The sequence below is a fragment of the Pseudomonas xionganensis genome (genome assembly GCF_009763245.1).
Taxonomy (GTDB): domain Bacteria; phylum Pseudomonadota; class Gammaproteobacteria; order Pseudomonadales; family Pseudomonadaceae; genus Aquipseudomonas; species Aquipseudomonas xionganensis.
This window is the reverse complement of the sequence record NZ_WKJZ01000001.1, coordinates 2,292,061-2,314,337: the sequence shown is the minus strand read 5'-3', so window position 1 is coordinate 2,314,337 and position 22,277 is coordinate 2,292,061. Positions and strand designations below refer to the sequence as shown.

The following is a 22,277-nucleotide window of genomic DNA, read 5'->3' as shown; positions in this document are numbered from 1 at the left end:
CCTTCGGGCGCCGTTTTTGTTGGTCTTTGGCAAGGCCTCAGTAGCCCTTGTTGAAATCCACCTCGCCGCGCAGCACCTCGCCTCGTTGCCAACGCTTGAGATTCTGCACAAACAGCTGCACCAGCAATGACGGATCGGTTGGTGCGGCGCTATGGCCAGTCAGCAGCAGATGCCGCGTTGTCCAGAACGGATGCCCGGCCGGCAGCGGCTCCTGGCGACAGACATCCAGCACCGCGCCGGCCAGCAGGCCCTGTTCCAGTGCCTGGCACAGCTCCTGATCCACCACCGCACTGCCACGCCCGGCATTGATCAGCAGCGCCGTAGGCTTGAGCTGGGTGAATAATGCGGCGTTGTAGATGTTCTGGGTGGCCGGAGTATCAGGCAGCAGATTGATCAGGTAATCGGCCTCTGCCGCCAGCCGCGGCAGATCGGCCAACGCCGCCACTTCGAGAAAAGGCGCCAGGTGGCGTGGCTGACTGGCAATGCCGCGCAGCTCGACGCCAAAGGGTGCGAGAAACTGCGCCACCGCCAGGCCAATCTCACCCACCCCGACGATCAGCACACGACGCCCATTCAGGCTTTGCGGCAGGCGGTTGTCCCAGCGCTGCTCGACCTGGGCAGCAAGACGGGCGAAGAGTTCACGCTGATGGGCCAGCAGGTGGCACAGCACATATTCGGCCATCACCTGGCCAAAGATGCCCACCGCCCGAGTCAACCGATAATCGCGCGGCAGATCAGCCGCCAGCAGCGGCGTGATGCCGGCCCAGGTGGATTGCAACCACTGCGGCCGCGCCCCAGTGCGCAGCAATTCGGCCAGCAGATCCGGCTGGCCCAGCCACACAGGGCATTCGGCAGCATGGCTGCGCAGCTCAGCGGGATCGGCCGCGCTGATCAGCTGCAGCTCAGGGGCCTGTTGCTGCAGCAGTTCGGCGTAATGCCGATGCTCCGCCTCGGCTATCAGAATCCGCATTCAGGCGCTCAACTCAGACCGGATCGTTGCGGCGCAGCAACTCTTCCGGCAGGTGCTCGATATAGTCATCTTCCGGCGGCGGCATCTGCAGGTGGTAGCCCTGCTCATCGAGGTTCTCCAGCACCTTGTGGATGTCCTCCCGGGCCAGGGCGCGCTGTGGGGTAAGGATCATCTCGAAGGCCAGTGCTGGTGGACCGAAGGCACTGAGCAGGGCTTCCGGCACGCGCTTGAGGCCATCGGCTTTGAGCACATAGAGGTACATCTCGTTCTTGCGCGGGCTTTTGTAGATCGAGCAGATACGTTTCACGGGGTGTCTCCAGCAGCAGCCAGGCAGTCGAGCAGGGCCTGGCCCATCAGTTCACGGCGCCAGCCGCGCAGGGCATCCGGCAATTGGTAGGGGCCCTTGGGGTAGCCACTCTTGAGCAGGGCCTCCAGGGTCTTCTTGCGCAGCATCAGCTCCGGGGCGATATTCAGCCGCTCAGCTTCACGCTGACCGATAGCGCGCAGTTTCTTCAGCAGCGCCGAGGCCTCCAGCGGCAGCGGCTCGGGCAGAGGCTCGGGCCAATCGGCGGCTGGCGTGGCAGCCGCCTGCTGGATCAGCTTGAGAATAAATTCGCCATCCTGACGCACGGTCTTCGGATGCATGTCCTCGATCCGCGCCAGGCTGACCAGGTTATCCGGCTGGGTGCGCGCCAGGGGCCAGAGCGAATGCTCGCGGATAATCCGGTTGCGCGGCTGGTTGCGTACCCGCGCCTCGCGTTCGCGCCAGGCACACAGGGCCTTGAGCACGGCCAACTGCTGGCGGCTGAGCTTCCAGGCCAGCTTGGCCTCGCGCCAGGCTTCATCTGGGTCACTTTCACGACCCTGGTTGCTGACCAGTTCGGCGCCGTCCTCCAGCACCCAGGCGTATTTCTGCGCTGACAGCTGGGCCTTGAGCGCGGCATAGACCTCGGCCAGATGCAGCACGTCCTCGGCGGCGTAACTCACCTGGGTGGCCGAAAGAGGACGCTGCAACCAGTCGGAGCGGGTCTCGCCCTTGGGCAGCTCGATCGCCAGCACCGCCTGCACCAGGCGCGAATAGCCCATGGAAAAACCGAGGTTGAGGTAGCCGGCAGCCAGCTGGGTATCGAACAGCGGCGCCGGCAGGCTGCCGGTCAGGCGCAGGAAGACCTCCAGATCCTCACTGCAGGCGTGCAATACCTTGACCACAGCCGGATCCTGCAACAGCTCGGCAAAGGGGCTCCAGTCGCCGATCTGCAGCGGATCGATCAGATAGGCCCGCTCGCCCTCACTGACCTGCAACAGGCCGGCGATGGGGTAAAAGGTGTCGACCCGCATAAATTCGGTATCGAGTGCCACAAAGGGCAGGCGGCGCCAGGCGACGCAATGCTGCGCCAGGTCGGCGTCATCGGTAATCCAGTGAATATCAATCGCCACGCGGCTCTCCCTTCAACAATGCCGCGCAGTATATATCGCCACGCCCTATAGCCGGGCATTCACAATATGCCCGGCAGGCTGCAGACGCGTTATTCTGCGCCCGCATGACTGCCCATCACACACAGGGAATAACAACAATGAAGAAGCTGCTTGGCCTGTTCCTGACCCTGCTGGTCGCTGCCGCGCTCTATCTCGTCGTCACCCCCAGCCCCATCGATCCACTGGCCTGGCAGGCGCCCCAGGCTCCGCTGCTGACCGGCGTACTGGAACCCAATGACAGCCTGATGAAGGCCGAATTGCTCGGCCGCGGCCAGGTACACGGCCCGGAAGACACCGCAGTGGACAGCCAGGACCGGGTCTACGCCGGCCTGCATGACGGGCGCATCGTGCGCATCGAAGGTGAGCGGGTCGACACCTTCGTCGACACCGGCGGCCGGCCGCTGGGCATGGATTTCGACGCCAGTGGCCACCTGATCGTCGCCGACGCCTACAAGGGCCTGCTGCGCATCAACCCCGAGGGGCAGATCGAGGTGTTGAGCACCGAGGCCGAAGGCGTGCCCTTCAAGTTCACCGACGATCTGGATATCGCCCGCGACGGCACCATCTACTTCAGCGATGCATCCTCGCGCTTCGAGCAGCCGGATTACCTGCTCGACCTGCTCGAAGCCCGCCCCCACGGCCGCCTGCTCAGCTACAACCCGGCGACCCGGGAAACCCGCGTACTGCTCAAGGACCTGTACTTCGCCAACGGCGTGGCCCTGTCGGCCAATGAGGACTTTGTCCTGGTCAATGAAACCTATCGTTACCGCATCACCCGATACTGGTTGAGCGGCGAGAAAGCCGGCACGCACGACATCTTTATCGACAACCTGCCCGGCCTGCCGGACAACCTGCAGGGCGACCGCAATGGTACCTTCTGGGTCGCCCTGCCCAGCCCGCGCAAGGCCGATGCCGATATGCTGCACCGCTCGCCCTGGGCCAAGGCGCAACTGGCCAAACTGCCGCGGGCCTTCTGGCCCAAGGCCGTGCCCTACGGCTTTGCCATCGCACTCAACGAGCAAGGCGAAATTATCCAGAGCCTGCATGACACCAGTGGCACCCATCTGCGCATGATCACCTCGGTCAAGCCGGTGGGCGACTTTCTGTATCTGGGCAGCCTGGATAATGACCGGATCGGCAAGCTTAAAATTCGTTAGGCCATAAGACTTGCCCGCGCAGCGTCTTCCAACACCGCTGTGCGAGCAGGTTGGCGCCTACTTTTTCTCGGCAATCCAGATGGTATGCCGGGTGCCCTTGTTGCCATGGGCGTAGACCTGCACTTCCTCCACCCTGAAGCCGGCCTTGCGTACTTTGTCGCTGAATACCCGGTCGGCGCTGGCCGACCACACCGCCAGTACGCCCTTGTTGCGCAGCGCCTGATGACAGCGCTGCAGGCCCTGGGCGCTGTACAGCCAACTGTTGCGCTTCTGCGTCAGGCCCTCTGGGCCGTTGTCAACATCCAGCATGATGGCGTCATAGCGCTGCTCGGCATTTTTCAGGCAGTTGGCCACATCGTCCTGGATCACCCGGGTGCGTGGATCGAGGATCGGGTAACCGGCCTTGGCCCCCAGCGGGCCGCGGTTCCACTCCACCACCCCAGGCACCAGTTCGGCCACTTCCACCTCAGCGCCCTTGCCCAGGTTCTGCAGCGCTGCAGCCAAGGTAAAGCCCATGCCCAGGCCGCCAATCAGCACCCGCGAATCAGGTCGCCCGGCGACCTTCTTGCAGGGAATCGCCGCCAGGGCATCTTCTGAGCCGTGCATACGGGTGTTCATCAACTGGCCGCCATCGCCGCCGGCGATCTTGATCACAAAGTCCTCGCCATATTCGAACAGGCACAGTGCTCCATCGCCGCCAGGTATCGGCGCGGTGTCGAGCAAGACAAAACGTTTCATGGATAGCGGCCTGCAAACAACAAGGGACTGCAGCATGCCCGCAAATGCCCCTGTGCGCGAGAGGCAAGCTGCCTATCGAGCCGAGCAGTCACGCGCAGTATGATGCCGGCTGTTGATCTACCCAAGGATACCCGGCATGCCCCTCGCCCAGCTGATAACCGCCCAAGACCTGCAGCAGCGCCTGCACCAGCCCAATCTGCTGATCCTCGATTGCCGCTTTGCCCTCAATGACCCGCACTACGGCCAGCGCAGTTACACCGAAAGCCATATCCCCGGCGCTCTATATGCCGACCTGGAGCGTGACCTGTCCGGCCCGGTACACAAGGGGGTTACCGGCCGCCACCCGTTGCCGGATGCTGAGCAACTGGTCCAGCGCCTGCGCAACTGGGGGCTGAACGAGACCAGCACCGTTGTGCTGTATGACGACGGTGGCGATGCCTTCGCTGCCCGCGCCTGGTGGCTGCTCACCTGGCTGGGCAAACGCGAGGGGGTCTACCTGCTGGACGGTGGCCTGAAAACCTGGCGTGCTGCCGGCCTTGCCCTGAGCCAGGAGGTGCCGGCGGTACAACCCGGTTCATTCAAGGGCCAGCCCGACCCCAGCCTGGTACTCGATGCCGAGCAATTGCAGCAGCGCCTGGGCCAGAAGCAGCTGTGCCTGCTCGATGCCCGCGCCCTGCCACGCTTTCGCGGCGAAGTGGAGCCCCTGGACCCGGTGGCCGGGCATATCCCTGGTGCCCAGTGCGCCCTGTTCAGCGAAAACCTGGGCAACGATGGTTGCTTTCTGCCCGCCGAACAGCTGCGCCAGCGCTTTGCCAAGCTGCTCAACGGGCGCCCGGTGGAGCAGCTGGTGGCCTACTGCGGCTCCGGCGTCACCGCCTGCCACAACCTGTTCGCCCTGTGTCTGGCCGGCTACCCCCTGGCGCCGCTGTATGCCGGCTCCTGGAGCGAGTGGGTGACCGACCCAAACCGCCCGGTGGCCACAGGCGACTAGCGCTGTATATCGAAAACCAAAGCGCTAAGCACCAACTGGAATATAGCCAGGAGCCGGAAGTCGAAAACAATTTAAAAACAGCCCTTTACATTCGAAAGGTCGCACTAGACTTCAAGATAAGCGGCTAAACCCGCTTTCGGTGGGGCCTTTATCAGAACAAGCAGAAGCTGCCAAATGCCCGGCCCCACCGATCACCTTTCGCGAGGGCTCTATGGGAATTGCCGCCTGCGACCTGAGTCAGCATGTAATCCGCCCTACCCTGCTCTACCTGGGGTGCCACTCTCCCGCCGCCGAAGCCCTGCTACTGGGCGCTGCGGCCAGCCAGTCGGGCCTGGGAGCGGCCCTCGACGACAAGCATGGTCATGGACTGTATCGCATCGCCGAACTGCGCCACCAGCAGCTCTGGGATCAGCATCTGGCCCGTGACCCGGATCTGGCCAGCCGGATCCGCGGCCTGGCCAGCCAGCATGCCTTTCTCGCGGCGCCTCATCTGGAACTGACGGTCAACCTGCGCTACGCCACCGCGATTGCCTGGATGCTGATCGAGGCCGACAACAGCCCACTGCCCGCAGTCGACGACCTGCTGGGCATGGCTCGCATCTGGCGTCGGGTATTCAGGCCCCACGGCCGCCCTAGAGACTTTATTGCCGCCTGGCAGCGTTGTGTGGGCAGCCTGAGTCGGGTGGCGTAAAAGCTGTTCAGGCGTGAACCGCTACGGCTGAAAGACGGCTTTTTTGCGGTACACTCGCCAAGCTCGACAACAATAAGAAAAGCTTGCGAGATCGCCATGACCGCCCTATGCAATGCCCTGCCCGAGCAGCTCAGCCTGCTTCTGGTGGACGACCACCGCATCTTCCTCGACGGCCTTAGTCTGGCTCTGGCGCCCCTGTGTGCCGACTTGCAGATTGAAACTGCCGAAAGCGCTGCCGCAGCCCAGGCTTGCCTGCAACAGCAGGATTTCGATCTGATCCTGCTCGACCTGCGCCTGCCCGATATGCCCGGCCTTGAGCTGTTACAGCGCTGGCAACAGCAAGGCTGCCTGACCCCGGTGGCCATCCTCAGCGCCAGCGACTCCACTCTCGATGCCCAAGCTGCGCTGAATGCCGGCGCCCTGGGCTTTATCCCGAAGAGCTCCAACAGCGACGAACTGCGTCAGGCAGTGACCCGGGTGTTGCTCGGTGAAACCCTGCCCGCCCCCGAGTCGGGTGAGCCCAACCCGCTGACCCCGCGGCAGATGGAGATCCTGCGGTTATTGGCCGAGGGCCTGCCGAACAAGTCCATCGGCCGCCAGCTGGGCGTTTCCGAAGATACGATAAAGACCCACCTGAAAACCCTGTTCCAGGCCCTCGACGTGCATACCCGCACTGCCTGCGTCAGTGTGGCGCGCCAGCGCGGTTTGCTTTGAGGGCCGGCAACAATACCACCAGGGCCTGACGCAGGCGCGCCGGCAACAACGGCTTGCCAAGCAGGGTGACATGGGCGGGAATGCAGCGCTCCTGCAACTGCGGACTGATATCGGCGGTGATCAACAAGGCCGGTAACATGCTGCCGGCTGCCTCGCGCAGGCACTCGATGGCACGCAAGCCATCTTCCTTGGCCGCCAGGCGGTAATCACTGATCAACAGGTGCGGTTGCGCCTCGTCCAGACAAGCCAGGGCCTGCTGCAGATCGGCGCAGGCCCACACTTCACACCCCCAGCGGCGCAGCAAGGCGCCCAGGGCATCACGCCCGGCACTGTCGTCTTCGAGCAGCACAACGCGCCCCTGCAGCCTGGCCACAGGTGCTGCCGGCGCCTGCCACTCACCCGCCTCGGCCAGCGGCAGGCGCAACTGAAACCGCGCGCCTTGCCCCGGACTGGAATGCAGCTGCAGGTCGTGATCGAGCAGTTGCGCCAGCTGACGCACGATGGCCAGGCCCAGGCCCAGGCCCCGCTCGGCATTGCGCCCGGGGTTGTCCAGCTGCTGGAACTCCTCGAATACCTGGCCCTGCTCCTGCTCGCTCAGGCCGCGACCATCATCGCCCACTTCCAGCAGCAGCTCGTTCTGCTTAAGGCTGGCCTTGATCCAGACCCGCTGGGCCTGAGCGTGGCGCAGGGCGTTGGCCAATAGGTTGCGCAACATGCGTTCGAGCAGCAACGGATCGCTGCGCACCCAGCACTCATGGCTTTCAAGTTGCAACTGCACACCCTGGGTCAGTGCCTCTGCACGGGTCTCGTCGCACAGCCGCTGCAGCAGCGGGCGCAAGGCAAAGGCCTCGGGCTTGGCCTCGACGCCACCGGGCAGGGTCAAGCGGGTGTAGTCGAACAGCGACTGCAACAGCCGGCTGAGCTGCTCCACCGAGGTGGCCAGACGGCTGCTGATACGCTGAATGGCCGGCTCCTGACCCTGCTCCAGCAGATGCTGGGCATACAGCCCCATGGCATTGAGCGGCTGGCGCAGATCGTGACTGGCCGCGGCCAGCAGGCGCAGCTTGCGTGCATCGTCGGCCTCGGCGCGTTGCCGGGCCAGATCCAGCAGACGCAGGTTAAGCCAGGCACCGCGCTGGCCGTGCTCCTGCATATAGGCGCCGACGCTGCCAATCAGGTTGGCGCAAAACAGAAAAAGCGCCTGATACGCCAGCGGCGCGCTGAAACCTTGCAGCACCAGACCAAGCAACAGAAAGAGGCTGCAGAACCCCCAGGAACTGACCACCACGGTGCGAAAGGAAACCCCCAGCAGCACATAACCAAACAGCAGCACCAGAAACAGACCGTCGTAGGGCATGGGCATGCCCAGGCTCCAGCAGATATGGATGATCAGCACCACCGCCACGGCATTCAGGCTGTAGGCCAGGGCATAGACAGCCTGGGTGGAGCGCGCCGGGCTCTGCGGACGACGGCAGTAGAGATAGGCCAACAGGGTCATGGTAATGGCCAGCAGGCGTAGCGGTGCCAGCAGCAGGCTTACGGTCACCGGCAGCAGCAACAGATCAAGCAGCAGATAGACCAGCTGAAAGACAATCGCGGTGCTGACAATCAACAACAGACGCCGGCGGATGCGCTGCACACGGTGTTCGGCGAACCCCGCCTCCAGCGCCGGGACAAAACACAGGCGGGCGAAGCCGCGGCTTTGCTGAGCCAGCAGCAGGCGCTCTTCCTGCTCCAGGCTCATACCCTCCCCGCCTTACAAATCTGGCGACTGATCGTCCTGCTGTTTGGCGGCAATAGCGTCATAGGTTTCCACCCGGTGTAAATCATCATTGCTGAACAAACGCTGACGCAGACGCTGCTGCTCACGTGCGCGGTCAGCCTGGCTCAGACCATTGGCCTGCAAGCCGGCCAGCTCCTGCTGATACTGGGCATAGCGTTGCTGCCAGGCCTGCTCGCTACGGCGCTCATCGAGCAGGCGCTCGACCGTGGGCGCATCATAGGTCAAGGCGAGGAACTGACGCACCTGCTCTTCGCTGGCGCCCTCTTGCCACAGGCGCTCAGTTTGCGTCTGCTGCTCGATGGCCTGGGCCTGGCGTTCTTCACTCAGGCGCATGGCCTCGGGCAGCTGCTCGCGCAAGCGCTGCTGGGCCAGGGCCTTGGCCTCGTCAGTCAGATCTTCACGCGTCATCAGGGCCAGGTTGTCCAGGGTATAGCGCGAATAGGCTTCTTCGGTGCCGAACAGCGCTTCCACCGCCACGTTGGAGAAATGCTGACGGCGCAACTGCGCCATCTCATTGAACGCTTGTTGCAGAGCCTGCAGCTGGCCCGCCGGATTCGTCTGCTGGCGCGCGCTGAGCGGCCGTTCGAGCATGGCCATGCTGGCGCGCTTGTAGTCCATGTAGTCGCCCAGCAGATTCATAAACTGGCCCAGCGCAGGCTCCTGCAGACGCCCACGGGCATCATCGAGCATGGCCTGCACTGCCGCATCCAGTCCGGAGTGATCGGCGGCGCTCAGGAAGTAATCCATATAGTCACGCACCGCCAGACTCAGGTGCAGATTGCCGGCGCTGTCGGCGCGCAGCTCACCGTCCACTTCGGTGCCCTGCAGGGTGGGCAGTTGGGCTGCAGTGGTCTTGCCGGGCTCAGGTTGCGGCGCCACCAGCAGCGGGGTTGGGATACCGCCAGGCGGCTGGGCAGGCTTGGCTGAAACGCCAATGGCCGGAGCCTGCTTTACAGGTTCCGGCCATTGCCAGTAGAGGGTCAGACCCGTGGCGGCGATCACCGCCAGGGCCAGGACAAACAGATGTCGAGCGGGGAATGGCATAGAGACAACTCCAAAGCGGGCCGCCCTTGGCGTCTGTTTACGATCTGTTGCACGTAAACAGACGCCAGACAGCCCGCAACTTCAGGATTAAATGCCCTTGTTCTTCAGACGGTTGGCATGCTGGCGGTACAGGGTGACCGGATCGCTCCAGCCGCGAATGCCGAACAGGTGGTTGATGGCATCCACATGGTTCATGTTGTAGCTATCACCGATTACCTGACCCAGGTAGGTGGAGCAGACGCCAACCAGGCCGTCGTTCTTCTCGCTGCCGAACACCAGCCCGGTAATGGCCAGGAAAGGATCCACCGCATCGAAGACGTTGGTATAGGAGGTATTACCCGTCCAGGAGAAGTAGCGGATGCTGTGCCCACGCACGTTGTGCACTTCGGTGGATTTGGCGCAGTAGCTGCTGGTATTCACGCCCCAGGGGTGACGACCGTTAAGTGCGGCAGTGCCAGGGGTGGTCAGGGTTTTCAGCGCATCGATGCCGCTTTGCGGATTGCTGCTGCCCGAAAGCAGGTTGATCACCGAGCCCAGGGCATTGGCCAGGGCATTGACCCCACCTTCGATCAGGCCACCCACCGGAATGATGCCACGCAGCACATCAGCCACCTTGGAGCCCTTGTTCACGCCGTTGACCGAAGTCACCGAGGCCACCAGGTCGGGGCGCAGGGACGCAGCGACGCGAGAGGTTGGCGAACCCTGGCTATGGCCGATCAGGTTGACCTTGCCACCATTGGCGCCGGCCCAGGGCACGATCTGTTGAGCCAGGGAGGCGCCGCGTTGCTCGCTGTCATTCAGTGCCGAAACGCTGGCCACATAGACCTTGGCGCCATCGCGTTCCAGGTTCCAGGGAATGGTGTGGAAGTAATTGACCAGCCCACCAATGGTGTTGAAACCGGTGACCCCGTGCACCAGCACGATCGGGTACTTGGTCTTGGTGTAAGTGGCTTGGGCCTCGACGGCGCCAACCAGGGCCGCAGCGGCCAGAGCAGAACAGATAACGCGACGCATGGGGTGCCTCCTTATTTTTCTTGTTTGGCACGCCGGGTAACCGCGTCCGGCGTGCGCACAGTCTAAGGAGGTGATACGGGTGGGCCCATCGCCCAGATGGGTGAGCCGGGCTAACCAGCAGCTAGTTCTGGCTGGCGATGGCCTGCTCTACCGCTGCCAGCAATGCCGGATCGTCCGGCGCGGTTTGGCTGGAAAAACTGGCCACCACCCTGCCCTGGGCATCGACCACATACTTGTTGAAGTTCCAGCGTGGCGCCCGGCTCTGCGCCGCCAGCTCGCGAAACAGCGGGATGGCCTCGGCGCCGGTGATGCGCTGGGGTTCACTCATATTGAAGGTCACCCCGTAATTGACATAGCAGACCTTGGCGGTTTCCTCGCTGCTGTCCGCTTCCTGGCGAAAATCGTCGGACGGCACACCCAATACTTCCAGGCCCTGGCCCTTGTAGCGCTGGTACAGGGCTTCCAGGCCTTTGAACTGCGGGGTGAAGCCGCAGAAGCTGGCGGTATTGACCACCACCAGTGGCTTGCCGGCATAGGTCTGGCACAGGTCGATGGTTTCCTGGCTACGCAGCTTGGTTAATTCGCCCTGCAGCAGTGGCGGGCATTGCTCGGCCAATGCGGAGATGGACACAGCCAGAAGAGCGGCAATCAGCACCAGGGGACGCAGCATGGCAGACACCTCAATGATTTAAGCATTCAGGCTACTCGCCGAACCTTGGGGCAGCAATTTTCGCCTGGTAACAAAATTTCATGCCCGCAAATGCTGCTCAGCACACCCCCATGCCCAGCTGCATAAAGGCCAGCCCGCTCTGGCGCCAGGCCCACCACAGCAGGCCCAGACTGAGCAGCCCCAGCAGTGCCCCCAGGGCACTCAGATAATGTTCACGGATCATGCCGTTACCTCCTGTTCGCGCAGTCGCGCCACCGGCTGCTCGCGCACCGGCCAGTTCAAGGCCGCAGCCAGCAGGCTGAGCAGCACGGCGATCTGCCAGACCAGATCATAGCTGCCGGTGCGATCGAACAGATAACCGCCCAGCCATCCGCCGAGAAAGGCCCCCAGTTGGTGGAAGAGAAAGACGATGCCGCCGAGCATGGACAGGTTGCGCACGCCAAACAGGGTGGCCACCGTGCCGTTGGTCAAGGGCACGGTGGACAGCCACAGCAGGCCCATGGCGATACCAAAGGCATAGGCACTCCAGGTCGTCAGCGGCAGGCTGATAAAGGCCAGGATCACCACCGCCCGGGTCAGGTACAGGGCGCAGAGCAGACGCGGTTTGGACATGCGCCCACCGAGCCAGCCGGCGATATAGGTGCCGAAGATATTGAACAACCCGACCAGGGCCAGCACCGTGGTGCCCACCAGTGCTGGCAGGTGCTGATCGACCAGATAGGCCGGCAGGTGTACGCCGATAAACACCACCTGAAAGCCGCAGACGAAAAAGCCCAGGGCCAGCAGCCAGAAACCGGAATGACCGCAGGCCTCGCGCAGCGCCTCGCTCAGGCTCTGCTCGCCTTCCTGCTTGGCCAGTGGGCGATCCTCGATCATCGCCGCCAGGGGCAGGATCAGCGCCACCAGCAGGCCCAGGGCGAGCAAGGCGGCGGACCAGCCCAGCCAGCTGATCAGGCCCAGGGTACCGGGCAGCATGGCGAACTGGCCGAAGGAGCCGGCCGCCGCCGCAATCCCCATGGCCAGGCTGCGTTTCTCCATCGGCACGGCGCGCCCCACCGCCCCGAGAATCACCGAGAAGGAGGTGCCGGACAAACCCATACCGATCAGTAACCCGGCGCTCAGGGACAGGCTCAAGGGCGAGTCGGCCAGGCTCATGCAGGCCAGGCCGATGGCATACAGCACCCCGCCCACCAGCACCGTGCGCTTGGCGCCGAAGCGGTCGGCCAGGGCACCGGTAAAGGGCTGAGTCAGACCCCAGATCAGGTTCTGCAGGGCAATGGCGAAGGCGAACACCTCGCGGCCCCAGCCAAACTCGCTGCTCATGGGCGGCAGAAACAGGCCGAAGCCATGGCGAATCCCCAGGGACAGCGCCAGGATCAGCGAGCCGCCCAGCAACAACCAGAGGCTGCTGCGTGCCAGTGTTTTCATCCTTTACACCCTCTTGATAATGCCTCGGGCCCAGCCTGACAGCAGTCAAGCTCGGCTAACAGACGACCATCGGTTAACTGGCATGGAGCGCCAGGGCAACCAGTACCCCGCATTCGGTGATTTCCAGCAGTGCCCCGGCCGTGTCGCCGGTGGTGCCGCCCAGGCGGGCCAGCATCAGCCGGCGCAGGCCCCAGAACAGCACTGCCGCCACCAGCAGGGCCAGCAGCGCCGCCTTGCCGGCCACCAGCAGCATCAAAACGGCATGGCCGGCCAGCAGCCAGGGCAGCTGCTGACGTGGCGCATGCTCACTCAGGGCCTGGCCCAGGCCACCGGGGCGCACATAGGGCGTGCTGATAAACAGCAGTGGCAACAGGCTACGCCCCAGCCAAGGGGCCAACAGCAGCAACCAGGGGGTTTGGGTCTGCAGCAGGGCCGCCAGGGCGGTAAATTTGAGCAGCAGCAACAACACCAGCACGATGACGGCAATCGGCCCGCTGCGCGGGTCCTGCATGATCGCCAGGGTGCGTTCGCGATCACCGAAGCCGCCAAGCCAGGCATCGGCGCTGTCGGCCAGGCCGTCCAGATGCAGGCCGCCGCTGATGGCGACCCAGAGCGTCAGCAGCAGGGCCGCCTGCAGCAGCGTCGGAGCGCCGGCTAGCAGGGCTTGCGCCGCCCAGAGCGATACGCCTATCAGCAGCCCCACCAGGGGGTAGTGCAGCAGCGAGCGACCGTTCTGCTCGGGTGTGGGCAGCTGCGCCAGGCGGATTGGCAGGCGGGTAAGAAACTGCAGGGCGATCCAGAAGCTCATCAATAGCGCTCCCACAGTTGATCTTCGGCATCAAGGGCCAGCTGAAAACGCTGGGCATGGGCCACATTGACCTGCAGCAGGCCACTGCGCGGCAGGCCCCGGGCCCGGGCCAGCAGCAGGCGCATCACCCCCCCATGGGTAATCAGCAGCAGGCGCTGGCCAGCATACTGCTCGCGCAGGCGGCGCACGGCGGCCCATACCCGGGCTTCAAACTGCAGCAACGGCTCGCCCGCCGGCGGGGTAAAGGCGTAGGGATCGCTCCAGAAACGGCCCAGGGCCTCGGCATCGGTCTGCATCAGCGAGGCCGAGCTGCGCCCTTCCCACTCGCCAAAATGCAGTTCCTGAAGATCCGCCTCCAGGTGCAGAGGTAGGTCCCGCTGCGCCGCAAGCTCCTCGGCAAAACGCGCGCAGCGCTGCAAGGGCGAGCTGATCAGCCGATCCCAGGGGCCGGCATCAAGCACTGCGGCGCGCAACTGGCTCCAGCCGGCTGCGGTCAGGGCATCGTCCAGGCTGCCACGCAGGCCAGCGCCCTGCTCGGTTTCGCCATGCCGGAGCAGTTCCAGATAGACCGTCATGGCGCCCGCCCCGTCACCGCCGCCTCGGCGAAGGTGGCCATCTCATTGTGCAGGCGGCAGGCCAGTTGCAGCAGCGGCACGGCCAGGGCCGCGCCACTGCCCTCACCCAGGCGCAGGCCCAGCTGCAGCAGCGGCTCGGCCTGCAGGGCCGCCAGCACATGGCGATGGCCGGGCTCGGCACCGCAATGGGCAAACAGCAGCCAGTCGCGGCAGGCCGGATTCAGGCGCACCGCCAGCAGGGCCGCGACGCTGCAGATAAAGCCATCCACCAGGGCCGGGATACCGCGCTGGGCCGCAGCCAGGTAGGCGCCGACCAGGGCGGCGATCTCGAAGCCGCCCAGATAACGCAGCGCCGCCTGGGCATCGGTCAGGGCCGGGCCATGCCGGGCCAGGGCGCGCTCGATCACCACGGTCTTGTGCGCCAGCGCGGTCTGATCCAGGCCGGTGCCGGAGCCGACCAGCGCAGCCACCGGGCAATCCAGCAGCCAGCAGCCCAGGGCCGTGGCCGCCGTGGTATTGCCGATGCCCATCTCGCCGCCGATAAACAGCTGGGCGCCCTGCTCGGCCGCGCGCAGCAGGCTGTCGCGGCCAGCGCCCAGAGCCAGTTGCAGCTGCTCGGGACTCATGGCCGGGGCCTGGCAGAAGTTGGCGGTACCCGGCCCCAGATGCAGATGACGCACCCCGGGCAGCGGCCCCATCGGCACGGCCAGGCCCAGGTCGATCACCTCAAGGCTGGCGCCCAGTTGCCGCGCCAGCACGCTGATGGCGGCGCCACCGGCGACGAAATTGCCCAGCATCTGCCCGGTGACCGCCTGGGGAAAGGCCGACACGCCCTCTGCCACCACGCCGTGGTCGCCGGCAAAGATACTGATCGCCAGGCGCTCCAGACTGGGTCGAGAGGTGCCTTGCAATCCCGCCAACTGGATGGCCAGCTGCTCCAACTGACCCAAGGAGCCCGCCGGCTTGGTCAGCTGCTGCTGACGCTCACGGGCCTGCTGCATAGCTGCCTGATCCGGCGCCTGGCAGGGCGCCTGCCACCACAACGCATTCATAGCGCCGGCCCCTTGAGCAGCATGGGCAAGCCCGCCACGGTAAAAATCACCCGCTCACAACGCTCGGCCAGGGCCTGGTGCAGCCAGCCGGCCTCGTCCACATAACGACGGGTCAGCTCACCCAGAGGCACCACGCCCAGGCCGGTTTCATTGCTGACCAGAATAATTCGCCCCGGCAAGCCGGGCAGGCAGTCGAGCAGCGCCTCACGCTCCTCATTCAGGCGATTCGGGTCGTCCAGCATCAGCAGATTGGTCAGCCACAGGGTCAGGCAATCGACCAGCAGGCACGTGTCCGCACCGGCCAGCTCGCGCAGCGTATGGGCCAGGGCCAGGGGTTCTTCCACCAGGCCCCAGGCCGCCGGACGCCGCGCGCGGTGATGCTGAATGCGCGCCTGCATCTCGCCATCCAGCGCCTGGCTGGTGGCGATATAGGTCACCGCCAGACCGGATTCGACCGCCAGGCGCTCGGCCAGCCGGCTTTTCCCGGAGCGGGCACCGCCGAGAATCAGTTCATGCATAGGTCACCTTGTCCCCCGTAGGGTGGATGTCGCTTTTTACATCCACCATCACGGCGCAAATGGTGGATCGGTAAATCGTGATCCCCCCTACAAGCCACATAACGTTCGCAGCTTTGCCGTATCCAGATGCGCCTCCACCAGATCGGCCAGGCGCTCGATATCCCGTTCGCGCAAAGCGTGGTAGTCCACGGCCTGCACATCGCCCAATCCGGCCCAGCGCAATAGCGCGCTACAGGCCTCGGGCTGTTCAAACAAGCCATGCAGATAGGTCGCCAGCACCTGCCCATCGGCGCTGATGGCGCCATCGGTGCGGCCATCGGCCAGTTGCACCGCCGGATTGTCCAGGGCCGGGCCGCTGCTGATACCGGCATGTATTTCATACCCGCTGACCGCCGCGCTTTCCAGATACAGTTGCCCGCACACAGTGCGCAATTGCTTGTCCGGCGCCAGGGTGGTTTGCAGGGCCAGCAGGCCGAGGCCGTCACTGCTGCCAGGCTCGCCTTCCAGGCCATGGGGGTCGTGCAGGCGCGTGCCGAGCATCTGCAGCCCGCCGCAGATGCCCAGCAGCTTGCCGCCATAGCGCAGATGCCGCTGCAGCGCCGCCTCCCAGCCCTGCTCGCGGAGAAAGGCCAGGTCGCTGCGCACGCTCTTGGAACCGGGCAGGATGATCAGGTCCGCCGCCGGGATGGCCTGCCCCGGGCCGATAAACTGCAGATCCACCTGGGGGTGCAGGCGCAGCGGGTCGAAATCGGTGTGGTTGCTGATGCGTGGCAGCACCGGCACCAGCACCTTGAGGCGCTGCTCGGCCTTGGCCACCTGGCGGGTGGCAATGGCGTCCTCGGCTTCCAGATGGAAATCCATCAGGTAGGGCAATACGCCCAGCACCGGCTTGCCGGTGCGCTGCTCCAGCCAGTCCAGCCCCGGCTGCAACAGGGCGATATCGCCGCGAAAACGGTTGATCACAAAGCCCTGGATCCTGGCCTGCTCCGATGCGCTGAGCAATTCGAGCGTGCCTACCAGATGAGCAAACACCCCGCCCTTGTCGATATCGGCGATCAGAATCACCGGGCAGTCCACCGCCTCGGCAAAGCCCATATTGGCGATATCCCCGGCGCGCAGGTTGATCTCCGCAGGCGAGCCGGCGCCCTCCACCATCACCACCGGATAAGCCACACTGAGGCGCCGATGGGAGTCGAGCACCGCCTGCATCGCCACCTGCTTGTAGTCGTGGTAGGCCGCCGCCTCCATGCGGCTGATGGCGCGGCCATGGATAATCACCTGGGCGCCGGTGTCGCTGCTGGGCTTGAGCAGCACCGGGTTCATATCGGTGTGCGGCGCTAATCCTGCGGCCTGGGCCTGCACCGCCTGGGCGCGGCCGATCTCGCCGCCATCGGCGGTCACCGCGCTGTTAAGCGCCATATTCTGCGGTTTGAACGGCACCACACTGACGCCCTGGCGTTTAAGCCAACGGCACAGCGCGGTCACCAGGGTGCTTTTGCCGGCATCTGACGTGGTGCCCTGCACCATTAGCGTCGCGCCCTGCACCATCGGGGTGGTCATAACAGATCCTTAAGTGTGGCCAAGGCCTGCTGCAAACGCTGCCAACCGGTCTCATCACCGGGCAGGCCGAAACGCAGGCTGGTCGGCTCACTGAACAAACGGGTGAGAATGCCCTGACAGGCCAGACGCTCGTGCAGCTCCGCAGCCTGGAGCGTGCAGCAGAACTGAAATAACGCGCAGCCTCCGCTTGGCGGCAAGCCATAAGCCGTGAGCAACTGAGCCAGACGCTCACCATCGGCCCGCAGGCGCTGACGCTGGCGGGCCTGGGCGGGATAGTCCTGCAGCAATGCCGTGGCCAGTGCCCGGCTGGGGCCAGTCACGGTCCAGGGACCCAGCAAGTCATCCAACTGGCCCAGCAGTTCCTGCTCGGCCAGGACAAAGCCCAGGCGCACCCCGGCCATGCCGAAGAACTTGCCGAAGGAACGCAGCACGATCAGCCCCGGCAGCTGGCTGTAGGCGGCCAGGCTGTGTTCGGGGGTGCAGTCGATAAAGGCTTCGTCCACCAGCAACCAGCCGCCGCGCTGGGCCAGGCGCGCATGCCAGGTCAGCAACTCGCTCGGTTCGATCATCCGGCCACTGGGGTTGTTGGGATTGATCAGCAGCAGCACGTCGAGTCGCTCTAGGGCACGCCCCACCGCGCCCTGGGTCAGCATCTCGACCCGGTGCCCTTCACGGCGCCAGGCCTGGGCATGTTCGGCATAGGCCGGGGCGAGAATGCCTACCCGGCTGCTGCCACGCAGCCTGGGCAACGCCTGAATGGCGGCTTGGGAGCCGGCCACCGGCAACAGGCTGGCCACTCCGTAATAGTCACGGGCGGCGATTTCCAGACCGTCATTGGCCTCTGGCAAATGTCGCCAGGCGGTGTCGGGGATCGGCGGCAAGGGCCAGCCATAGGGTGCGATGCCGGTGGACAGATCCAGCCAGTCGCCCAGGGCAATACCATACTGCAGGGCCGCCTGGCGCAGCCGGCCACCGTGCTCAAGCATGCCCTGCTTAACCATAGAAGACGCCCCAGAGCAGAAGCAGCGTCAGCCAGAGCAGCACACCGCCGTTGAGCAGGTTGAGGGCCCGCTCGATATCCCGGGCCTGGGCCACAGGTCCCTCCCCCAGCACGGGACGCTGATGCACCTCGCCGTGGTATTGGGCCGCACCGCCCAGGCTAACGCCCAGGGCCCCGGCGCCGGACGCCATCACCGGGCCGGCGTTGGGACTGTCCCACTGCGGCGCCTGGCGTTGCCAGCAGCGCAACGCCAGGCCGGTGCTACCCAGCAAGGCATAGGTCAGAGCCACCAGGCGCGCAGGAATATAGTTAAGGGCATCGTCGATCTTCGCAGCCGCCCAGCCGAAGCGTTCGAAGCGCGGAGTGCGGTAGCCCCACATGGCATCCAGGGTATTGCTCAGGCGATACAGCACCACCCCGGGTGCCCCAGCCACGGCAAACCAGAACAGCGCGGCAAACACTGCATCCGAGCCATTTTCCAGCACCGATTCGGTGCCGGCCCGGGCCACGCCAGCGGCATCCAGTTCGGTGGTGTCGCGGCTGACCAGATAGCCGACCCGCTGCCGGGCACCGGCCAGATCACCCAGGCGCAGGGCCAGGGCCACCGGCTGCGCGTGCTCGCCCAAGCTGCGCAGGCCCAGGGCGAAATACAGGGCGATGATGTCCACCGCCCAGCCCAGGCTCGACACCTGGCCTAGCAGCCAGACCAGCATTGTCAGGGGCAGCACCGCGAGGCACCAGGCACTGACCCCATGGCTGCGCCAACCGCCACCGGCCGGGTTAAAGCGCTGCTCGATGCGCGCCGCCAGGCGACCGAAAGCCACCAGCGGATGACCGCGTTTCGGTTCACCCAGGGCGGCATCCAGGGCCAGGGCGGCGAGGATGGTCAGAAATAGAGTCATGAATCTCCAGCAAGCGGGCTCGGCCTTATTTGTCCGAGCGATGGCCCCATTGATTGTCAAACAGCAACTCCGACAACGGCCGCGCCTCGGCCCAGCCCTGCTGCACCAGCATCGGCGCCTCATAAAAGGCCGTGACCGGCCCCAGGCAGAGCAGCGCTATCGGCAGGCTGCTAGGCGGCATGGCCAGCAGCTCGGCCAGGGCCTGGGGCTCAAACAAGGACACCCAGCCCATGCCCAGGCCCTCGGCCCGGGCCGCCAGCCAGAGATTCTGAATGGCGCAGGCGCTGGATGCCAGGTCCATCTGCGGCAGGGTGCGGCGGCCGAATATATGGTCCTCGCGCTTATCCATCAGGGCTACCACCAGCAACTCGGCGCATTCGCCGATGCCTTCCACCTTGAGCTGCATAAACTCGCCACCGCGCTCGCCCAAGGCCTCGGCGGTGCGCAGCCGCTCGGCCTCCACCAGAGTCTGGATGGCCTGACGCAGCGCCGGGCGGGTGATGCGGATAAAGCGCCAGGGCTGCATCAACCCGACACTGGGGGCCTGATGCGCGGCCTGCAGCAGGCGCGCCAGCACCTCGGGCGCCACCTCACCGCCGGCGAAGTGGCGCATATCACGGCGTTCGGCGATAGCCCGGTACACCGCCGCCCGCTCGGCCGGGCTAAAGGCGTGCTCGCTCATACAGCCTCGCTGGGGCAAAACAGCGCGGCCGCCGCCACGGGATTCGACGGCAGGTAGAAGTGAATATAGGAGGCGGTAAGACGCCCCAGTCGATAGACCACCTCGGCGGTGCGCCGGTAATTCGGACACTCGCCGCGCACCAGGGGTTCCAGTTCAGTCTGCAGGGACGAGTAATGGAAGCTATGGCCGCGCAGTGTCCCTTGCGGTAACTGCACCTCCTGCAGGGCCAGGGCCGTCAGGCGCGGCTGCATATGTGCGTTTCCCGGCAGCAGGCCGAGCATGGCGGCGCTGGCGCCCTGCTGGTCGGTCAGCCGGTCGAGCAGATAGAGCATGCCGCCGCATTCGGCATGGATCGGCTTACCGGCCCGATGGTGGGCGCGGATCGCCTCGGCCATGGCCTGGTTGGCCTCAAGCTGGGCCAGGTACAGCTCCGGGTAGCCGCCGGGCAGATAGAGGCTGTCGACCTCTGGCAGCTGCCCATCGTTCATCGGTGAAAAGAAGCGCAGTTCGGCCCCCAGTTCGCGCAACAGATCGAGATTGGCCTGATAGATAAAGGCAAAGGCGGCGTCTCGCGCCACACCGATACGCACGCCCTTGAGCAATGGCGCGATGGCACAGGGCTCAGGCGCGGCAAAGTGAACCGGCGGCGGCAGACTGATATCGGCGCTGGCAGCCAGGGCATCGGCGGCCGCATCCAGGCGCGCATCCAGATCAGCCAGCTCGGCAGCCTGTACCAGGCCCAAGTGGCGGCTGGGCAGCTCGATCTCGGCGCTGCGCGGCAAGGCGCCATACCAGCGAATGGCTGGCGGCAGCGCATCACGCAGGATCTCGCCATGGCGCACGCTGCCCACCCGGTTGCCCAACACCCCCGAGAACGGCAGGTCGGCCTGGTAACTGGCCAGGCCATGGGCCAGGGCGCCAAAGGTCTGGGCCATGCCCGAGCCATCCACCACCGCCAGCACCGGCACACCGAAACAGCGCGCCAGATCCGCCGCCGAGGGCGAGCCGTCGAACAGGCCCATCACCCCTTCGATCAGAATCAGATCGGCCTCCCCTGCAGCCTGCCAGAGGCGCTTGCGGCTTTCGGCTTCGCCCACCATCCACAGGTCCAGCTGGTACACCGGCGAGCCGCTGGCGCGGGCGAGGATCATCGGGTCGAGAAAATCCGGCCCGCACTTGAACACCCGCACCCGCTTGCCGGCGCGACTATGCAGGCGCGCCAGGGCGGCGGTCACCGTGGTCTTGCCCTGGCCGGAGGCGGGTGCGGCGATCAATAGCGCTGGACAGCTTCTCGACTCCATCAGAACTCGATCCCCTTCTGGGCTTTTACGCCAGCCTTGAAGGCATGCTTGACCAGGCTCATCTCGGTCACCGTATCGGCCGCATCGATCATCCCGTCCAGGGCACCACGACCGGTCACCACCACATGCTGCAACAGCGGCCGGGCCTGGATATCGGCGAGCACCGCGTCCAGCTGCAGATAGCCGTATTTCAGGGCGATATTCAGCTCATCCAGCACCACCAGGCCGATGGATTCATCATTCAACAGCGCTCGGGCCACGTCCCAGGCCTGCTGCGCCTTGGCGATATCGCGCTGGCGATCCTGGGTTTCCCAGGTAAAGCCTTCGCCCATCACGTGGTAGCTGACTTCCTCGGGAAAACGACGGAAAAAGGCCTCCTCACCGGTGCTGGCGGCGCCCTTGATAAATTGCACCACGCCAACCTTGATGCCGTGGCCCAAAGCCCGGGCGACCATGCCGAAGGCGCTGCTGCTCTTGCCCTTGCCATTGCCGCTGTGCACCAACAGTAGGCCGTATTCGTCCTGGGCCTGGGCAATCTTCTCGTCGATCAGCGCCTTCTTGCGTGCCATGCGCGCCTGGTGCCGGGCGTAGCGCTCTGCAGACTCACTCATCACTTGGCCTCACTGCGCGGCTGCAGGGCCTGCCAGGAACGGGCGCCGACATAGAGCACCGCCGCCAGACCGACATACAGGGCCAGGCTGCCCAGGTAACGCGGGTAGTACTGGGCGATGCGCTCACCCAGCAGGGCCAGGCTCGGCTCCGGGTAACGGCCGGAGAAGTACAGGAAACCGCCACCGGAAAACAGGTAGCAGACCAAGGCGCTCAGGCACACCACAGCCGCCAGGCTCAGCAGGCTGCTGAAGTGTTCACGGTGCATACGGGCATACAGGCGCCCGCCTAGCCACAGCGAGCCGTAGGCCGGCACCAGCGCCCAGTAGGCCGGCGACATGCACCAGTCACTGACACCCGCCCATTGAATGGCGGCGAAATCCAGCAACGAGGCCTGGATAAACAGCGCCGGGAACACCCAGCGCGGGGTGAGCAGTACCCCGGCGAGGAAGAACACCGCCCAGGAGGCGCTGGGCAGGTTGAGGGTAGCGAAGTGCTGACCACGGGTCATGGCCATCAGCGCCGCCAGGGCGAGGCCGATCAGCAGTTGTGTACGAGGGGTGAGGTTCATCGGGTGAGCTTCCTTTTCAGTGA

General features: G+C 65.0%; 25 protein-coding genes. 4 read left to right on the top strand and 21 right to left on the bottom strand.

Annotated elements, in window-relative coordinates; all coding sequences use genetic code 11:
• Positions 1 to 37: 37 nt before the first annotated feature.
• From GJV18_RS10785 to rnd, 3 genes are read right to left on the bottom strand one after another with little or no spacing between them, the layout of a single operon-like run.
• Complete coding sequence (locus tag GJV18_RS10785; protein WP_160345286.1) at positions 38 to 970, bottom strand: D-2-hydroxyacid dehydrogenase; 933 nt, start codon at positions 968 to 970, stop codon at positions 38 to 40.
• Between the two features lie 13 nt (positions 971 to 983).
• On the bottom strand, positions 984 to 1,277 hold the full coding sequence (locus GJV18_RS10780; protein ID WP_160345284.1) for a YcgL domain-containing protein: 294 nt from the start codon (positions 1,275 to 1,277) through the stop codon (positions 984 to 986).
• On the bottom strand, positions 1,274 to 2,407 hold the full coding sequence (gene rnd / locus GJV18_RS10775; protein ID WP_160345282.1) for a ribonuclease D: 1,134 nt from the start codon (positions 2,405 to 2,407) through the stop codon (positions 1,274 to 1,276). The genes GJV18_RS10780 and rnd overlap by 4 nt, the downstream gene beginning before the upstream one ends.
• Before the next feature lie 137 nt (positions 2,408 to 2,544).
• Here rnd and GJV18_RS10770 point away from each other — a divergent pair, with 137 nt between their 5' ends.
• Positions 2,545 to 3,603 (top strand): SMP-30/gluconolactonase/LRE family protein, encoded by a 1,059-nt coding sequence (locus GJV18_RS10770; RefSeq protein WP_160345280.1) that lies wholly within the window; start codon positions 2,545 to 2,547, stop codon positions 3,601 to 3,603.
• Between the two features lie 57 nt (positions 3,604 to 3,660).
• On the opposite strand, the gene GJV18_RS10765 is transcribed toward GJV18_RS10770, so the two are convergent.
• Positions 3,661 to 4,341: a spermidine synthase gene (locus GJV18_RS10765; RefSeq protein WP_160345278.1), complete on the bottom strand. Its 681-nt coding sequence runs from the start codon at positions 4,339 to 4,341 to the stop codon at positions 3,661 to 3,663.
• A 136-nt stretch (positions 4,342 to 4,477) separates the two neighbouring features.
• Here GJV18_RS10765 and GJV18_RS10760 point away from each other — a divergent pair, with 136 nt between their 5' ends.
• The 3 genes from GJV18_RS10760 to GJV18_RS10750 all read left to right on the top strand — a co-directional run bounded on the left by GJV18_RS10760 (position 4,478) and on the right by GJV18_RS10750 (position 6,737).
• The gene (locus GJV18_RS10760; RefSeq protein ID WP_160345276.1) at positions 4,478 to 5,332 is read left to right on the top strand and encodes a sulfurtransferase; all 855 of its coding nucleotides are present in this window, start codon (positions 4,478 to 4,480) and stop codon (positions 5,330 to 5,332) included.
• 211 nt (positions 5,333 to 5,543) lie between these two features.
• Positions 5,544 to 6,023: a hypothetical protein gene (locus GJV18_RS10755; RefSeq protein ID WP_160345274.1), complete on the top strand. Its 480-nt coding sequence runs from the start codon at positions 5,544 to 5,546 to the stop codon at positions 6,021 to 6,023.
• Between the two features lie 96 nt (positions 6,024 to 6,119).
• Positions 6,120 to 6,737, top strand: a complete 618-nt coding sequence (locus GJV18_RS10750) for a response regulator (RefSeq protein ID WP_160345272.1) — start codon at positions 6,120 to 6,122, stop codon at positions 6,735 to 6,737.
• On the opposite strand, the gene GJV18_RS10745 is transcribed toward GJV18_RS10750, so the two are convergent.
• The 17 genes from GJV18_RS10745 to GJV18_RS10670 all read right to left on the bottom strand — a co-directional run bounded on the left by GJV18_RS10745 (position 6,706) and on the right by GJV18_RS10670 (position 22,254).
• Positions 6,706 to 8,481, bottom strand: coding sequence for a hybrid sensor histidine kinase/response regulator (locus GJV18_RS10745; protein WP_160345270.1), 1,776 nt, complete (start codon positions 8,479 to 8,481; stop codon positions 6,706 to 6,708). The two genes, GJV18_RS10750 and GJV18_RS10745, sit on opposite strands and share 32 nt — an antisense overlap.
• Positions 8,482 to 8,493: 12 nt before the next feature.
• Entirely contained in the window at positions 8,494 to 9,564 is a 1,071-nt protein-coding gene (locus GJV18_RS10740; protein ID WP_160345268.1) for a lipase secretion chaperone, read from the bottom strand.
• Positions 9,565 to 9,651: 87 nt separating this feature from the next.
• Complete coding sequence (locus GJV18_RS10735) at positions 9,652 to 10,578, bottom strand: esterase/lipase family protein (RefSeq protein WP_160345266.1); 927 nt, start codon at positions 10,576 to 10,578, stop codon at positions 9,652 to 9,654.
• A gap of 121 nt (positions 10,579 to 10,699) precedes the next feature.
• Positions 10,700 to 11,248 (bottom strand): glutathione peroxidase, encoded by a 549-nt coding sequence (locus tag GJV18_RS10730; RefSeq protein WP_160345264.1) that lies wholly within the window; start codon positions 11,246 to 11,248, stop codon positions 10,700 to 10,702.
• A gap of 97 nt (positions 11,249 to 11,345) precedes the next feature.
• A complete protein-coding gene (locus GJV18_RS18735) occupies positions 11,346 to 11,471 on the bottom strand; it encodes a hypothetical protein (RefSeq protein ID WP_267904548.1) in 126 nt (41 codons plus the stop codon).
• Positions 11,468 to 12,676 carry an MFS transporter gene (locus GJV18_RS10725; RefSeq protein ID WP_407692338.1) on the bottom strand — a complete coding sequence of 403 codons (1,209 nt, stop codon included), beginning with the start codon at positions 12,674 to 12,676 and terminating at the stop codon, positions 11,468 to 11,470. The genes GJV18_RS18735 and GJV18_RS10725 overlap by 4 nt, the downstream gene beginning before the upstream one ends.
• Positions 12,677 to 12,749: 73 nt before the next feature.
• Positions 12,750 to 13,484, bottom strand: coding sequence for an adenosylcobinamide-GDP ribazoletransferase (locus GJV18_RS10720; protein WP_160345261.1), 735 nt, complete (start codon positions 13,482 to 13,484; stop codon positions 12,750 to 12,752).
• Positions 13,484 to 14,059: an alpha-ribazole phosphatase family protein gene (cobC, locus tag GJV18_RS10715; RefSeq protein WP_160345259.1), complete on the bottom strand. Its 576-nt coding sequence runs from the start codon at positions 14,057 to 14,059 to the stop codon at positions 13,484 to 13,486. The genes GJV18_RS10720 and cobC overlap by 1 nt, the downstream gene beginning before the upstream one ends.
• Positions 14,056 to 15,111 carry a nicotinate-nucleotide--dimethylbenzimidazole phosphoribosyltransferase gene (gene cobT / locus GJV18_RS10710; protein WP_160345257.1) on the bottom strand — a complete coding sequence of 352 codons (1,056 nt, stop codon included), beginning with the start codon at positions 15,109 to 15,111 and terminating at the stop codon, positions 14,056 to 14,058. Before cobT ends, cobC begins: the two co-directional genes overlap by 4 nt.
• Positions 15,108 to 15,629 (bottom strand): bifunctional adenosylcobinamide kinase/adenosylcobinamide-phosphate guanylyltransferase, encoded by a 522-nt coding sequence (gene cobU / locus GJV18_RS10705; protein WP_160345255.1) that lies wholly within the window; start codon positions 15,627 to 15,629, stop codon positions 15,108 to 15,110. The genes cobT and cobU overlap by 4 nt, the downstream gene beginning before the upstream one ends.
• 87 nt (positions 15,630 to 15,716) lie before the next feature.
• Positions 15,717 to 17,177, bottom strand: a complete 1,461-nt coding sequence (locus GJV18_RS10700) for a cobyric acid synthase (protein ID WP_160346081.1) — start codon at positions 17,175 to 17,177, stop codon at positions 15,717 to 15,719.
• A gap of 8 nt (positions 17,178 to 17,185) precedes the next feature.
• On the bottom strand, positions 17,186 to 18,175 hold the full coding sequence (gene cobD, locus GJV18_RS10695; protein ID WP_160346079.1) for a threonine-phosphate decarboxylase CobD: 990 nt from the start codon (positions 18,173 to 18,175) through the stop codon (positions 17,186 to 17,188).
• A 7-nt stretch (positions 18,176 to 18,182) separates the two neighbouring features.
• Positions 18,183 to 19,091: an adenosylcobinamide-phosphate synthase CbiB gene (gene cbiB / locus GJV18_RS10690; protein WP_160345254.1), complete on the bottom strand. Its 909-nt coding sequence runs from the start codon at positions 19,089 to 19,091 to the stop codon at positions 18,183 to 18,185.
• A gap of 25 nt (positions 19,092 to 19,116) precedes the next feature.
• Positions 19,117 to 19,773 carry a 5,6-dimethylbenzimidazole synthase gene (gene bluB / locus GJV18_RS10685; RefSeq protein WP_160345252.1) on the bottom strand — a complete coding sequence of 219 codons (657 nt, stop codon included), beginning with the start codon at positions 19,771 to 19,773 and terminating at the stop codon, positions 19,117 to 19,119.
• Positions 19,770 to 21,074, bottom strand: a complete 1,305-nt coding sequence (locus GJV18_RS10680) for a cobyrinate a,c-diamide synthase (protein WP_160345250.1) — start codon at positions 21,072 to 21,074, stop codon at positions 19,770 to 19,772. Before GJV18_RS10680 ends, bluB begins: the two co-directional genes overlap by 4 nt.
• The gene (gene cobO, locus GJV18_RS10675) at positions 21,074 to 21,685 is read right to left on the bottom strand and encodes a cob(I)yrinic acid a,c-diamide adenosyltransferase (protein WP_160345248.1); all 612 of its coding nucleotides are present in this window, start codon (positions 21,683 to 21,685) and stop codon (positions 21,074 to 21,076) included. The genes GJV18_RS10680 and cobO overlap by 1 nt, the downstream gene beginning before the upstream one ends.
• The gene (locus tag GJV18_RS10670) at positions 21,685 to 22,254 is read right to left on the bottom strand and encodes a hypothetical protein (RefSeq protein ID WP_160345247.1); all 570 of its coding nucleotides are present in this window, start codon (positions 22,252 to 22,254) and stop codon (positions 21,685 to 21,687) included. Before GJV18_RS10670 ends, cobO begins: the two co-directional genes overlap by 1 nt.
• Between the last annotated feature and the right edge of the window lie 23 nt (positions 22,255 to 22,277).